This is a genomic window from Arthrobacter sp. R1-13, assembly GCF_054161475.1.
On the sequence record NZ_CP096420.1, the window covers coordinates 770,365 to 784,924 of the forward strand.

Annotated in this window: 13 protein-coding genes and 1 tRNA gene; 4 read left to right on the top strand and 10 right to left on the bottom strand. The window is 61.8% G+C overall.

Going from position 1 to position 14,560, the window contains the following annotated elements; translation table 11 throughout:
- Positions 1–3: 3 nt before the first annotated feature.
- The 3 genes from M1D88_RS03800 to epsC form a co-directional block, all read right to left on the bottom strand.
- A complete protein-coding gene (locus tag M1D88_RS03800) occupies positions 4–1,047 on the bottom strand; it encodes a hypothetical protein (protein ID WP_458113269.1) in 1,044 nt (347 codons plus the stop codon).
- 433 nt (positions 1,048–1,480) lie between these two features.
- Entirely contained in the window at positions 1,481–2,167 is a 687-nt protein-coding gene (locus tag M1D88_RS03805) for an SOS response-associated peptidase (protein WP_458114416.1), read from the bottom strand.
- 89 nt (positions 2,168–2,256) lie between these two features.
- Positions 2,257–2,832, bottom strand: coding sequence for a serine O-acetyltransferase EpsC (gene epsC / locus M1D88_RS03810; protein ID WP_458113270.1), 576 nt, complete (start codon positions 2,830–2,832; stop codon positions 2,257–2,259).
- Between the two features lie 239 nt (positions 2,833–3,071).
- On the opposite strand from epsC, the gene M1D88_RS03815 reads away from it, so the two are divergent.
- Entirely contained in the window at positions 3,072–3,635 is a 564-nt protein-coding gene (locus M1D88_RS03815; RefSeq protein WP_458113271.1) for a YceI family protein, read from the top strand.
- Positions 3,636–3,754: 119 nt separating this feature from the next.
- Positions 3,755–6,199, top strand: coding sequence for a hypothetical protein (locus M1D88_RS03820; RefSeq protein ID WP_458113272.1), 2,445 nt, complete (start codon positions 3,755–3,757; stop codon positions 6,197–6,199).
- Here M1D88_RS03820 and M1D88_RS03825 read toward each other — a convergent pair.
- The 6 genes from M1D88_RS03825 to tmk all read right to left on the bottom strand — a co-directional run bounded on the left by M1D88_RS03825 (position 6,196) and on the right by tmk (position 11,832).
- Positions 6,196–7,050, bottom strand: a complete 855-nt coding sequence (locus M1D88_RS03825) for a class I SAM-dependent methyltransferase (protein WP_458113273.1) — start codon at positions 7,048–7,050, stop codon at positions 6,196–6,198. The genes M1D88_RS03820 and M1D88_RS03825 overlap by 4 nt on opposite strands.
- Positions 7,051–7,182: 132 nt before the next feature.
- Positions 7,183–7,791: a hypothetical protein gene (locus tag M1D88_RS03830; protein WP_458113274.1), complete on the bottom strand. Its 609-nt coding sequence runs from the start codon at positions 7,789–7,791 to the stop codon at positions 7,183–7,185.
- A gap of 244 nt (positions 7,792–8,035) precedes the next feature.
- Positions 8,036–8,108: transfer RNA gene (locus M1D88_RS03835), tRNA-Thr, on the bottom strand.
- A gap of 262 nt (positions 8,109–8,370) precedes the next feature.
- Complete coding sequence (locus M1D88_RS03840) at positions 8,371–9,942, bottom strand: alpha/beta hydrolase (protein ID WP_458113275.1); 1,572 nt, start codon at positions 9,940–9,942, stop codon at positions 8,371–8,373.
- Between the two features lie 94 nt (positions 9,943–10,036).
- Entirely contained in the window at positions 10,037–11,179 is a 1,143-nt protein-coding gene (locus tag M1D88_RS03845) for a DNA polymerase III subunit delta' (protein ID WP_458113276.1), read from the bottom strand.
- A complete protein-coding gene (gene tmk / locus M1D88_RS03850; protein ID WP_458113277.1) occupies positions 11,176–11,832 on the bottom strand; it encodes a dTMP kinase in 657 nt (218 codons plus the stop codon). Before tmk ends, M1D88_RS03845 begins: the two co-directional genes overlap by 4 nt.
- A gap of 223 nt (positions 11,833–12,055) precedes the next feature.
- Here tmk and M1D88_RS03855 point away from each other — a divergent pair, with 223 nt between their 5' ends.
- Together M1D88_RS03855 and M1D88_RS03860 are read left to right on the top strand one after the other, a co-directional pair.
- Entirely contained in the window at positions 12,056–13,240 is a 1,185-nt protein-coding gene (locus tag M1D88_RS03855) for a trans-sulfuration enzyme family protein (RefSeq protein WP_458113278.1), read from the top strand.
- 9 nt (positions 13,241–13,249) lie between these two features.
- Positions 13,250–13,606, top strand: a complete 357-nt coding sequence (locus M1D88_RS03860; protein WP_458113279.1) for a DUF2516 family protein — start codon at positions 13,250–13,252, stop codon at positions 13,604–13,606.
- Between the two features lie 3 nt (positions 13,607–13,609).
- Here M1D88_RS03860 and M1D88_RS03865 read toward each other — a convergent pair whose 3' ends face one another.
- Positions 13,610–14,494, bottom strand: coding sequence for a class I SAM-dependent methyltransferase (locus tag M1D88_RS03865; RefSeq protein ID WP_458113280.1), 885 nt, complete (start codon positions 14,492–14,494; stop codon positions 13,610–13,612).
- Positions 14,495–14,560 lie beyond the last annotated feature (66 nt).

A 14,560-nucleotide genomic window follows, 5' to 3' on the forward strand; every position in this document is an offset into this window, starting at 1 on the left:
ATTTCAGTTCTGCGTGTTGCGAAGCCGCAGTACGCGCTGGCGGGCCAACTCTTCCGTCCGCCGTCCCTTGTCGGCCGCCCGGCTGGCCTGCTGGGTTTCGATGGCTGCCGTTTCACGCTCCTTGCGGACCCTATCGAGCTCACGGTCGAGGTTTTTTAGTTCCTCCCTGAGCTTCCGTGATCGTTCGGCAAGCCGGCCCAATTCCGCCTCCACCTCCTCCAGGCGGTTTTCAGCTGCTGCGGCGTCCTCACCTGCCGAGCGTGTCACGGCTTCGGCCTCGGCAAGGGAAGCGAGGGCTTTCTCAAGGGCAGAAGGCAAGGCGGGCCGACGCGTCGGCTGGACTGCCTGGAGGCGAGGCTTGTCCGCTCGTCCATCCGCCCGCCTAACGTTTCGCTCGGCGCTATCCCGAGCGCGATCCTGGCCGCCTCGCTTTGCCGATCGTTGCCCGGCTATGATCGTCGTCGCAGGCTCGGGCCGACGTTGACCCTTGCCCTCATTCCGCGTCTCACTTTGTAGCGCATCGGTCAGCACCTGAGGAACCGCAACGGCGCCGTCGAGGTCCACCTGATCGACGCCGTCGGATGACAGAACCTTCAGCAATTGGCCGCTTCGGACGGCAGCGGCAGCACCGCTGTCAGCGGTGGCCGCCCGCAGAGTCTCCTCCACTTCCGTGGCCACGGCGTCACTTATTTTCCTGCCGCGCTGTTCGGCAGCGGTACGGACAGTGTCCATGACCTCGGATAGCAGGCGCCGGCGCTCCTGGCCAAGCTCCCGCATGGCCACCGCATCAAGGCTGTCCTGGGCGGCACGCATGGACTGGCCCAATTCGCTGAGCTGGCGGACAGAATCAGGATCATGCCGCGCGAACATATTCACAGCCCAGGCCGCTGCGGAAGGTTTAGGAAGGCCACGAATAATCGTCGCCATCTCCCTGTCCGCGGATTTGGCGGCCGCTGTGCGTGCTGCCACAAACTCCTCCAGAGGCAGCCCATAGAGTTCTTGGGCTATCTCGGCCAGCCGTTGGTCCATCAGCTGCTTCTCTCCCATGCGAGCATCATAGGTTCATTCCGGAGCCGCGGAGGTAAGGGCTGGCCCATCCTGCCAGTAAGCCGGTTTTTGGGGGCCATATGCCTAGGGCTTTTCTCCATTCGGGAGGATAATTCGGAGTGAGGTACCGTCTGGCATTGGAGGACAACATGCGTATTGTCGGGATCTTGCTCGTACTCTGGCTGGCAATCGGCGTGGCGGCGTGTGCACAGCGAGGATATTTCGCCGGCTCACCTGCTACGTGCGCTGAGGCAGGAACCATTGCGGTGACTATCGTCGCTGGTCCACTGAATTATGTCGGGGCTAACCCTCAGATCAATTGTGAGGTCCCGCAGCCATCGCCCTAGGACTGGTTGCGGAGGAGGACAGGACCACCAACCCATCCAGTTGAGGCCGAAGCCTCATCCGACTAAGCCAAAGGCCTCATCCGGCCTCAATCGGCTGGATCGATGAGCTCGGGGCCGTTGTTGCGCACACTGTTCACCCGGTCGCTCACAATCCGCGGAGTGAGGACCGGCTCAGGCATGGAATCCAGCAATTGCTGCACTTCTTCCTTGTCACTCAGTTCCGGGTTCAGCCAGTCTGCGAACATCTCCCGCGGAACGATAACGGGTGATCTGTCATGGACATGGCCAAGGGAATCTTGAGCAGTGGTGGTCAGCACTGTGAACGTGAGCAGCCATCTGTTTGGGTCGTCCTCGGGCAAGGCCGGATCCGGCCAGAACTCGTAGAGTCCCGCGAAGGCCAGGAGTTCATCGTCCTGGGAGTAGAGGTAGTTGGGGATTTTCTTGCCATCCTCTGTCTTCTCCCACTCGTAATACCCCTCGGCGGGAATAAGTGCCCTGCGCTTGATGGCGGCCTTCCTGAACGCAGGTTTATCCAGGATGGTTTCGCTCCGGGCATTGATGAGCTTGGAGCCGATCTTCGTGTCCTTGGCCCAGGACGGCACCAGTCCCCACTTGGCAATTAGGAGACGGCGCTTCGGGGCTTCCTCGGCGGGTTTTTCAGTGATGATGGGGACGTCATTGGTGGGCGCCACATTCCAGCTGGGAGGTGCTGGGCGTCCTTCGGCTTCCTGGGCATCAAAGTATGCGAGGAGATCGCCGGTGGCTCGGGACATCACGTATCGGCCGCACATGGGTTCATTGTGCCCCATTAATCCATCCCATCGCGTAGGTGTTGGAATGGGTCGGCCGAAGAAGTGACACATCAGGTCAGGAGTACCGGATCAATGAAGACATCCCGGGGGACAACTTCATTTGCATCACGAAAGCGCCAGTGAGCCGGTATGCCCACGGCGATCGCACCCCCGGGGATATCGGTAACAACAACAGCATTTGCGCCGATCGCCGAATCACTTCCGACCACCACCGGGCCGAGCACTTTTGCACCAGAACCCAGCATGACCCTGTCGCCAATAGTCGGATGACGTTTCTCCTGGTCCAGGGCCTTCCCGCCGAGAGTTACACCCTGGTAGATGAGGACGTCGTCGCCGATAACGGCTGTTTCACCAATCACAACACCAGTCCCGTGGTCGATGAAGAGACGACGCCCAACTGAAGCGCCCGGATGTATCCCAATGCCCGTCAAAGCACGAGTTGCCTGCGAAAGCAGGCGGGCTATACCCCTTGTCCTGGGCCTTTGCCAGAGGAGATGCGTCAGCCGGTACATCCACAAGGCATGCACCCCTGAGTAGAGCAGGCCTACCTCAGCCGCGCTCGTCGCAGCGGGATCTTGGGACCGTGCTGCCAGCAGGTCCTCCCTGAGCAGTGAAAACAATTTCATGTGTCTCGATTCCCTGTTGAGGCGGTGGTGCACTCAAACGCTCCAACCCGTCCGGGCCGTACGATATTTCCAGGCCTCTCAGAGGTGTGCAACTGCCAGGCTCCGGGCAGGGATCCGGGGCGTAACGTTTAGCGGCAGTGCGGTCGTCCCAACAGGCGAGGGACGGCGGTCTGTTACTGTTGCTACACCTTTCCGCAGCACAGTCCCTGTGCCGGCACGCCTGCACAGGAGGCACTCCAATGGCTGAAATATCATCGAACTTTTCGGGCACGTGGCGCTTTGACCCCACCCACACCCGCATCGGGTTTTCCACCCGCCACGCAATGGTCACCAAGGTCCGCGGGGCGTTCAATGATTTTGAGGGCGTCATCGATGTCGACGGCGAAAACCCTGAGCGTTCCTCCGCACGCATGACCATCCAGGTGGGCAGCATCGATACTCGCAACGCGGACCGGGACCAGCACCTGCGCACTAACGAGTTCTTTGACGCACCGCAGTTTCCGGAGATCACGTTCTCAAGCAACCGCGTGGACCAGGTCGACGACGGCCACTTTATTGTGGGCGGTGATGTCACTATCCGCGGCGTGACGAAGGACATCGCGATCCCGTTGGACTTCATGGGAGTCGAACGTGACCCGATGGGCAACCTCCGCGCGGGATTTGAAGGGTCGCGCCGGATTGACAGGCAGGACTTCGGCCTGACCTGGAACGCGGCGCTGGACTCCGGCGGAGTCCTGATCTCCGACAAAATCACGCTTGAGTTTGAGATCTCCGCTGTAAAGGTCGAGGAACCGTCCGCATAGCTCACGCATGACCAACCAGCCTTTCCTCTGTCTCGCACAGAGTGGAGCATTGTTGGCGCTCACAGGCTATACTCTGCGATAACGACGGCACTCCGCGGTCGCTTGGCGGGGGGACCTTCGTGCGCGCATTCGTTTTCAGGCTTGTTCTTTGGGCGGCCGTCATTCTGGCCTTGCTCGGCACTTCCATTGCAGTGTCCGGTGCGGCGAACGCCGATGGCAGCGACTCCGACAATATTGCCGTTCTCGGTGGCAGGCCTGATCCTGCCGTTCCAGGGGCCTTTGTCTCGGTGACGCCTTATCGGCAGCTGGACACGCGTACTGGGCGCGGTGGATTCAGCCGTCCTGTTCCTGCTTGGGGGACCATTCGGGTCAAGGTGACGGGCCAGGGCGGAGTTCCTGCCTCCGGGGTGTCCGCCGTTGCACTGAACGTCACGGTCACCAACACGGGGCAAGCGGGCAACATCACCGTCTACGCCGGCGGCACTGCACAGCCAGGTACGTCAAACCTCAACTTCAACACAGGCCAGACAGTCCCTAACCTCGTCATCTCTCCTATTGGCTCGGACGGCACCATCGCCCTTACCAACAATTCGAATTCCAACGTGGACCTCATCGCGGACAGTTCAGGCTATTACCTGGGCGGTGCCGTCACGAACCCCGGAGCATTCTCCTCGCAGACTCCTTTCAGGCAGCTGGACACGCGCTACAACAATGCCATCGCACCGTGGGCAACGATGCGTGTCAAAGTCACCGGCCGCGGGGGGATTCCCGTCTCGGGTGTTTCGGCAGTGGCCGTAAACGTCACGGTGACCAACCCGGGAACCGCCGGAAACGTCACTGTTTATGCCGGCGGTACGTCCCAGCCGGGAACTTCCAATCTCAACTTCGTAGCGGGCCAGACGGTACCCAACTTCGTCCAGAGTCCTGTCGGAGCTGACGGAACCATTGCTCTCACGAACAACTCGAACTCAACGGTCCACCTCCTGGCAGACACCGCAGGGTATTACCTCGCCGGTACCGCCGCGGAAGCAGGCGCCTTCGCTGCCCGCACGCCTTTCCGGCAATTGGATACCCGCTACAATTCGGCTGTTGAGGCACATCGAACCATTCGTGTGAAGGTCACCGGCCGGGGCGGAATACCGGCCGTCGGCGTTGCAGCCATGGCACTCAATGTCACGGTCACCAGCCCCGGATCTGCCGGGAATATTACCGTCTACCCGGGTGGGACACACAAGCCAGACACATCAAACCTGAACTTCGTACGGGGCCAGACCGTACCTAACCTCGTCAACACCCTCGTGGGGAGCGACGGCACCATCTTACTGACCAACAACTCCGACTTTCCGGTGCACCTCATCGCCGACTCAGCCGGCTACTTTGTGGCGGGGACGCCAATCGATGCGGTCTATACCTGGGGACGGAATACTTACGGCGAGCTCGGCAACGGAACAACCACCGCCCATGACTACCCATCAAAAGTCAAGGGACTTGCCGGTGTTGCTTCCGTCACCGGAACCGGCACAAAGCTGGCCAGACTCAAGGATGGGACCGTATGGGGCTGGGGTTACAACACGACCGGTGTGCTCGGCAACGGAACTGTTACCCATAGCAGCTTGCCGGTGCAGGCAAAGGGGCTCACAGACGTAAAGCAGGTGGCAATCGACGTTGCCAACGCCTATGCGGTGCGAAACGACGGAACTGTGTGGGCCTGGGGTCAGAACCAGTATGGACAGCTTGGTGATGGCACCAGTACGGGCGCTAACTCCACAACCACGAGGTCCATACCTGCCGAGGTTCCCGGCCTAACCGGTGTTCAGTCCATTGCAGTCGATGACTCCACTGTCCATGCGCTGATGAACGACGGGACGGTCAAGGCCTGGGGAATGCGGGGCACAGGGTACAGCCCCACGTCCACCCCCGTCGAAATCCAGGGTTTGGCGGGCGTCAGGGAGGTCTCCGCTGAAGGCCGCAACGTCTATGCGTTCCTTGCGGACGGAACGGTAAAGGGTTGGGGCAACTCGCCTCTTGGTGACGGCTCGTACCAAGGCAGCTCCTCGCCAGTGGAGGTTCCCCAACTTTTTGGGGCACGAAAAATCTCCACTGGAGCTGTCGGGTGCGCGCTAATGGGTGATGGAACGGTCCGAACCTGGGGCTGGAACGGGAGCGGGCGGCTTGGCGATGGAACTACAACCACAAGCATGCTGCCGGTTGAGCCTATCGGTATCAAAAACGCGAAGGACATTACCTGCAACCGGAACAATTCCTTCGTAGTTCTGAATGACGGGACCGTCCGAGCCTGGGGTTACCACGCCAAGATCCTGCTTGGAACGGGCGGGGACGAGACGGACGTAGCTGTGCCCACGCCGGTACTGGGGCTGACCCATGTGAAGGAAGTGAAGAGCACCGAAGGCGTAAGTACGTTTGCACTGTTGAATGACGGATCAGTTCGTGGCTGGGGCGCCCACCCAGGGGGCTCCTATGTCGACTACGCTTACACGTTCGACGGAAGCCCTGGACCGGCCACCGTTGCCTACATCACCGGGATAAGTGACCTGCAGGATTAAACTCCGTTGCGGGCTTTCTTGGCGGTGAACAGCAGGTATTCCCACTCCATCTGCGACGACGAATCGCCGTGGGTGTCGCTAAAAGCCTCGGCCAGCTCCGTGAGGGCCTTGTCCAATGCGTTGACCTTCTCAGCGTCGTCCCCCAGGGATTTGTAGACGGAGATTGTGGGGCCGTAGTGGGACTTGAAGTAATGAAGGAAGTCCTCCGGCCTGTGGAAGGTCCGGATGGTCACCGTCTGCTTGCGGGCCTGGACGTCTGTGATTCTGTCGCCGAAGAGCTCCCGAACGTGGTCCTCGCTGCCCCAGAGGGGAGGGGGTTGGGCGCCTGGTGGAGGCGGGGGAGCGAACGGCTTCATCGTTGCCAACATCTTCCCGAGGAACCCCTCGGGCGTCCAGCTCAACAGTCCGATGGTCCCGCCGGGCTTGCATACCCGGACCAGCTCGTCCGCGCCCGCCTGGTGGCGTGGCGCAAACATGACACCCAGGCAGGACATAACCACGTCGAACTCGTTGTCCTCGAACGGCAGGGCCTCGGCGTCACCTTCGATCCATTCCAGCTCGACGCCGCGATCGGCTGCCAAGTGGCGGCCGGCGTCGAAGAGTTCCGGTGTGAGGTCGCTGGCCACTACCCGGGCGCCCATCATCGCGGCGGGAATAGCGGCATTGCCTGCGCCCGCGGCAACGTCCAGGACCCGCTGACCGGGCTTGATTCCGCAGGTGTCGACGAGGATGGCCCCGAGGTCCGGAATCAGTTCACTGGCCAGGGCCGGGTAGTCGCCCTGGGCCCACATGGCCCGGTGCTTTTGCTTCAGCGCCCGGTCCGCCTCTTTAACATCTGTGTTGTCATCCATGTCATGGCCCCTTTGATGTGGCATGTATTGAGTGACAGCGCGCTGCTGGCCCAGTGCTGGCTGATGCGACTCATTGTGGGCGAGGAGAAGCAGAGATGTAAAGGTGTCCGCGGTAGGGAGTTGGCCAAGCTCTCAGTACGCTTGGACGTCCCGGGCTGCAGCCGCGATTTTTTGGCCTTCGAGAAGGATGGATTGTTCCGGCATTCCGGCTTCTTTCCATTGCGCCACGAGCCGAAGGTCGCCGTCTTCCAGCAGCGGCCACACCCATAACCTTGCGGAACCTATAAGCTCGTCCTCGCTGCCACTGCCGCCTTCACCGCTGGCCATCAGGACCGGGCCGGTAACCGGTTCGCTCCCGTCGAACATTCCCGGCCTGATGTGCGTCGACGTGGTTTTCCGGCCGTCAGGAAAAGCTACTCCGAAGAGAAGCGTCGAGTCGGGATCCTCCACGTAACCCGGTCCCGGTGCAGGATGCCGGAAAAACCGCCCATTCGCTGAAGCCCACTCCCGGTCGCTTTCGTTAGTCCTGCGGACGGTCCAAACAACATGGATCGCGCACCCGGTCGAGAAGACCTCAGCGCTTTTGACCGCCATCACGAAACCGGGCGCGCGATGGAGGAACTTTCCGACGTGGAAGACACCAGGAAGTTCATTTGCCGGGGGTGCAAGCCACACCGGGGTCACGTGCCGGGGAGCCCGGGGACGCTCTGGTGGCTGAGGCAGATCCTGGAAGAAGCTCACGGGCCCAACTCCTGCAGCTTCTCGCGGCTTCGGCCTGCCCGCAGCAGGAAGGCAAGTACCGGGCCGGTAGCCGCTCCGTAGACTGCCACACACGGAATTCTGTACATGAAGACCCCCCCTGTTGGTGCTTCTGCTCCGAGTGTACCGGTGGAGTTTTTTGTTTGCCGTCGATATTCAGGGGGTCAGTATGGGTCAGGTGAAAAATAAACCCCGCCGGTTCCTTGGAACGACGGGGTCTTTTTCGAGCTTCCTATCAGAATCGAACTGATGACCTTTTCATTACGAGTGAAACGCTCTACCGACTGAGCTAAGGAAGCACCGCACGAACTCAGCCGGACGAACCGGCCGGATCATGCAAGAAACAACTGTAATCGAGTTCAAGGTTCCGGGTCAAAATGAAGCAGGTCCGGAGCCTGATTACCTGGCTCCGGACCTTCTACGATTAAAGCGGCCCCCCATGTTTAGGCCGCCCCAGTCGCAAAACAGCTCCCATTACAGACGGTTTGAAGCCCGTCTAACTAGTAAGAGCATCTGCAGGCCGGAACGTGACGGGGGTTTTGGAAGTTTCAGCAACCAGTTTCAGCAGACGGTGTTGTCCACCGGGGATTTGCCGTCAATGAGATAGAGGTCCACTGCGTCCTCTACGCAGCTGTTGGACCGCCCGTAAGCCGTGTGGCCCTCGCCCTTCCAGGTCACCAGTGAGGCATTTCCGAGTTGCTTGCGCAGGGCTTCTGCCCATTCAACCGGCGTCGCGGGGTCACCGGTGGTGCCGACGACGACGATGGGAGCGGAACCGGGGTATTCCACTGGTGCCGGCGTTCGGACGTTCTTGTATGGCCAGTCCTTGCAGTTGGTGCCGCCGTACGCGAAGAAATAGCCCAGTGTGGGTGAATCCTGCTTCAGTAACTGTTCCTCCGCCCGCATGCCCTCGGTGTCTGTGACCATGGGGTAGTCAAGGCAGTTGATTGCGGTGAAGGCGAAGCCGCTGTTCGAAGAGTAAGTGCCGTCAGGATTCCTGTCAGCGCCGAAGTCCGCGAGCTGCTGCATGGTTGACGCGTCGCCCTTCATGGCGTCGTCGAGGGCCTTTGTCAGCAGCGGCCAGTTGTCGTCGTTGTAGAAGGGCAGGATGAAGCCGCTCACAAATGTCGAGCCCGTGACAACGCGGCCATCCTTTGCCTGGCGCGGATTGGCGGCGACGCTCTGGATGAGGTCACGAATCTCCTGCACGGCTGTATCCACGGTTCCCGTCACGGGGCAGCCCTGTTGCTGGAGGCAGCTTGAAACGTAGGCGCGGATGGCCTTCTCGAAAGCACGTGCCTGTCCGCGGGTAAGTTCCTCGTTGCTCAGCGATGGGTCCAGGGCTCCGTCGAGCACCACGCGCCCAACGTTGTCGGGGAAAAGGGAGGCATAAGTGGAGCCGAGGAAGGTGCCGTATGAGTAGCCGAGGTAGTTGAGCTTGCTGTCATTTACCACTGCCCGGAGGATATCCAGGTCCTTGGCTGCGCTGATGGTATCGATATGGGCCAGAACCGGGCCGGTCTTCTCAACGCACTTGGCGATTGTTGCCTTGTTGGCCTCAAGGTAGGCCTGCAGATCGGCGTCAAGGTCCAGATTGTAGTTTTGCTGCGCGACGGCGTCACGTTCCTGGTCAGTGAGACAGGTGACCGGGGCAGAGCGTTTCACACCGCGGGGGTCAAAACCCACAAGATCGTAGTTGGACCGGACGCGGTCAGAGATGTTGGTGGCCCCAGAATCCTTGACGAAGTCATAGCCGGAACCGCCGGGGCCGCCGGGGTTCACCAGCAGGCTCCCCTTCTTGTTGCCCTTGGCAGGCAGGCGCAAGGCGGCGATCTCGATGCTTTCGCCTTCGGGCCGGTTGTAATCCAAAGGCACTTTCACTGTGGCGCACTGGAATTGCTCCTCGCACGATGTCCACGAGACACGCTGCCCATAGTATGTACGCAGTTCTGCCGGGGCTGCGTCGATGATGGCGGGGTCAGCCTGTCCTGCAGCGTCATCCCGCTTCGAGTCCTTGGGCTGTCCGAAGTAGCTGCACGATGCCAGCAGCAGAACCAGCGCCATCGCGCCGGCAGTCCGCGCTGCGGTCACCACCGATCTGGGTGGTGCGGGCAGGCGTCGTGCAGGCTTCATGCGGTTCTCCTTCAAAATATCGGCCTGCCCCGATCGGCCGTGCCGGCCGGGAAGGCTCACTGTATGCTCCGCTGTCAGCGGACGCCTGGCTGAATCAGATGAGGCTTGCGGCCATGGACTCGACTGCCAGGAGAGGCGCCGCGTTGGTGGTGGTAATTCGATTGCGGGCCTTGTTGATGGCTTCCATCCTTATGAGGGTTGCTTCGGCGCTGGAGCGGGCCGCGAATTCCTCCAGCTCACTCCTCAACTCAACGTTCACCAGTTCCACGGCGTTCCCCATCTGGATAATGAGCACATCGCGGTAGAAGGACAGCAGATCGGTGAGCGTACGGTCAAGGGAATCCGTAATGGACCGCTTGGCCCGCCGCTTCTGATCATCCTCGAGCTGCTTGACCTGGCTCCTCATAGCCGGGGGCAGAGTTCCGGTTTCGGGTGCGCCGAGCGTCGCCAGGAGGGCGGTTTTTTCCGCGGCATCGCGCTCCTCGTTGGAGCTGTTGGCTTCCTCCGTGGCAATCTTGACGAGTTTCTCGGCCATGAGGATTGCAGCCGTTATCCCGCGCAGGCCCAAAGGGAAACGAACGGTCTCCAGCCGCCGCTCCCGTGCCTGCGGATCCCGGGCCAGCCGCCTCGCGATTCCCACATGGCTCTGGGCCCCGCGAGCCGCCCGTTCGGCGAGTCCCGGCTCGACGCCGTCGCGCTTCACCAGGAGGGCGGCAACATCCGCCGCCGGCGGGAGGCGCAACGCTACGGGACGGCAACGGGAGCGGATAGTGACCAGGACATCAGCGGGGGAGGGGGCGCACAGCATCCAGATGGTGCGGGGCGTGGGCTCCTCGATGGCCTTGAGAAGCACGTTGGTGGTGCGTTCCGCCATGCGGTCTGCGTCTTCGACGACGATGACCCGCCACCGACCGGAGGATGGCCTGTTGCCGGCCTTGGCGACCAGCTCGCGCGACTCCTGGATAGTGATGGTGACTTTGTCGGTGCGGACGAAAGTTACGTCTGAATGCGTCTCGCCCAGAATGGTCCGGCAGGCCGCGCAGGTGCCGCAGCCGCGCTTGGTGACATCTTCCTGGTCGCAGTTCAGTGCGGCCGCGAACGCCTTGGCGGCATTGGAGCGGCCGGACCCCGGTGGTCCCGTAAATAGCCAGGCGTGCGTCAAACCGTCACCCTCGGCGGCCTGCCGCAGCTGGTCGACGACCGCGCTCTGGCCCTGCAGGTCATCCCAGACACTCACGCGGTACTCCGCTGGGATGTCGCCAGCAGAGCGTCCACGCTCGCCAGGATCCTGGCCGCAAGTTCTCCCACCGGCAGATGCGCGGGGAGGACCAAGTAGCGTTCGGGACGGGCAGAGGCAAGATTCAGGAAGGCTTCCCGGATTCGTGCGTGGAACTCGTCGGCTTCGGATTCCAGCCGGTCTTCGGCAGCATCCCCCGCTGTGCGGCGTTGACGTCCGACGCCGGGATCGACGTCGAGCAGTACGGTCAGGTCCGGAAGCAGACCGGAGGTGGCCCATTCATTGAGGCTGCGGACAGCGTCAGCGCCAAGGGACCGCCCTGCACCCTGATACGCGACCGAGGAATCTATGTACCGGTCGGTGAGAACTGTTTCACCCCGCTCCAGGGCGGGCCGAATGACCTGGCTGGCGTGAGCCGCGCGGGAGGCGGCAAAAATCAGGGCTTCAGTATGGGCGTCAATGTGGCCGTGTCCGTGATCGAGCACCAGGGAGCGGAGTTTTTCCCCAATTGGTGTTCCGCCTGGTTCGCGGGTGCGCAAGACGGTCATGCCCCTTGCCTCCAGCGTGCGGGCCAGCTCAGCCGCCTGGGTTGACTTGCCGGCGCCGTCGCCGCCCTCGAAGGCGATGAACAGTCCGGGGCTCTGGGTAGTCACTTGACTAGCCTACCGATAATGCACGACATAATTCGCCTCCCGCAAGACACGTGAACGGGTGGACTCTTGTCTGTTTGATCAATGCGGTGCTACAAACATCTATATCAGTGGATATACATCAGGGCTAAGAAATTATCGACAGCGTTCCCGGCCCAACAAGCTGCGCCAGGCAGGCCACCAAGGTTCATTTAGCCGCTGAGGACACCCGACGTACGCTTTCTCCATGACTCTCTCCCAACAGCAGGTCGCCGCGCTCTCAGCCGAAACGGTGGTTGTAGCCGCCGGGCGCCCACCACGTGAACGCAATGAACCGGTCAATCCTCCTGTGGTGCTCTCCTCCACCTACTTTGGCACCGGCCCGGTGGAATCCGGCGACAGAGGCTATGGCCGCTACTCCAACCCCACCTGGGAGCCGTTCGAGGAGGCCTTGGGGCAGTTGGAGGGTGCTGAGCTCCCGGGCCTGCTGTACTCCTCGGGCCTCGCCGCAGTCAGCTCGGCATTCTCACTCATCCCGGCCGGAGGCATTCTGGTCATGCCGACCCATAGCTACTCGGGTTCACTGGCGATGGCGCAGGAGTTGGCAGGCAAGGGGTTCATTAAACTGCGTACCGTGGATATAGCGGATACAGAGGCAGTTAAGGAACAGCTGTCACCCGCCGGAGGATCGGCCGCCAATATGCTGTGGCTGGAAAGCCCCACGAATCCCATGCTTGGCATCGCCGACATAGCAGTCCTGGCCGACGCCGCCCATGCTGTGGGTGCGCTGGTGGTTACCGACAACACTTTCTCCACTCCTTTGGTGCAGCAGCCGCTCGCCTTCGGATCCGACGTCGTCCTTCACTCGGTGACCAAGTACCTCGCCGGCCACTCCGACGTGGTGCTGGGTGCCCTCGTGACGTCCGACGCCGGTCTCAGGGAGACGCTGCTGCAGCACCGTTCCATCCACGGCGGGATCGCCGGGCCCTTTGAGGCCTGGTTGGCACTCCGGGGACTGCGCACTCTTGCCCTGCGGATCGGGAAGTCCCAGGCATCAGCGGCCGTGTTGGCCGAACGTCTCGGCCAACATCCGCGCATCGAAAGCATCCGGTATCCCGGGCTGGAATCGGACCCGGGTCACGAGCGGGCCAAGGCCCAGATGAAAGGCTTTGGCTCCATCATCAGTGTTCAGGTCGCGGCGTCGGCGGGGGTTAGCGGTGAGGAAGCGGCCGATCGGGTCATTGCCGCCTTGGATTTGTGGCTGCCGGCAACGTCCCTGGGCGGGGTTGAATCCCTGATGGAACGGCGCCGCCGCCACACCGCCGAGCCGGAAAGCGTTCCGGATAACCTCCTTCGGTTGAGTGTGGGGATTGAGGATGTGGAGGACCTTTGGGCGGACGTGGCGCAGGCGCTGGACGCTCTGGACCATTAGGCTGGAGTGGTGGACGGAAAACTGATGATTGCGTATGTCGAAAACGGAGTGTACTTCCTCCTGGCCGTTGTTGCCTTCGGCATTGAGGCGTGGGCTTTCTTCGATTGCCTCCGCCACAGGGCCAACGCCTTTGAAGCCGTGTCAAAGCGGACCAAGACGTTCTGGCTTGGGATGACCGGCGTCGCGTTTGCCATAGGTGCATTGTCGGTCTTCACAGGACCCCGTGGCGGCCTCTTCGGAACCCTTGGCCTCTTCGGGCTCGCGGCGGTCACGGCCGCTTCTGTTTACCTGGCTGATGTCCGCCCTGCCGTTAAGGATGCGGGACGTGGCGGGAGCCGGAACACCGGCCCCTACGGTCCCTGGTAAGGGTCAGGGTCCGGGAGCCACAGCTTCCCAATCCACGGTAATTTCCCCCAAACGCCAGCGTGACGCACCATCCTGAACCGGCCACCCGTCGTCGCGGAGTGCCCTGCACATGGATATCCAGCGCTGCCGGTGCCCAAACGGCTGCAACGGTCCGGAATCAAGCCAGGCCTTGTCCATAGCCTGGAGCAGCGCATGGACCGCTTCACCGGGAACGTTGCGGTGAATCAGCGCTTTCGGCAATCGTTCCGCAGCCTCTGACGGCAGGTCGAAGCTACCGAACCGCAAGGAAATACTGAGACTCAGAGGCCCCTGCCTGCCGACCGCAATCCAGGTGACGCGCCGTCCGATCTCGTCGCAGGTACCGTCGATGAACAACCCTCCCGCTGAAAGCCTGCCCTGCATCAGCCGCCAGATACCTTCGACGTCGGCTTCTTCATATTGGCGCAGCACATTGAAGGCGCGCACCAGTACGGGTCGGCCCTGAACGGGGAGCTCAAAGCCACCCAGCACAAAACCCAAGCCCGGCCGTTCAAGGGCCCTGGCTGCCCGGACCCGTTCCGGTTCAATCTCGATTCCCCAGACACGGACGTCGGGGCGGACGGTGGACAGGCGGTCAAACAGTTCGACGGCGGTTGCCGGCGTTGCGCCGTACCCCAGATCGACCACGAGGGGATCCCCGGCGGAACGCAGACGCCATGCTTGGGGGCCGGTAAGCCAGCGGTCCAGGCGGCGCATGCGGTTGGGATTGGTGGTGCCGCGGGTGATGTTGCCAATCGGCTTGCCTGCCCGCGCCGGTTTTCCTGCCCGCTGATTTCCTGCCCGCGCCAAGGGAGCCGCTAGGTCGCGGGTTCCAAAGGGTGCAATCACCCGCTCTGCTTTCTGCACCACCCTGCAAGGGTATACGGCCTTCAGGCAACGGGATGTAACGCTCGGCAGCACGCATAGCTGCTCGGC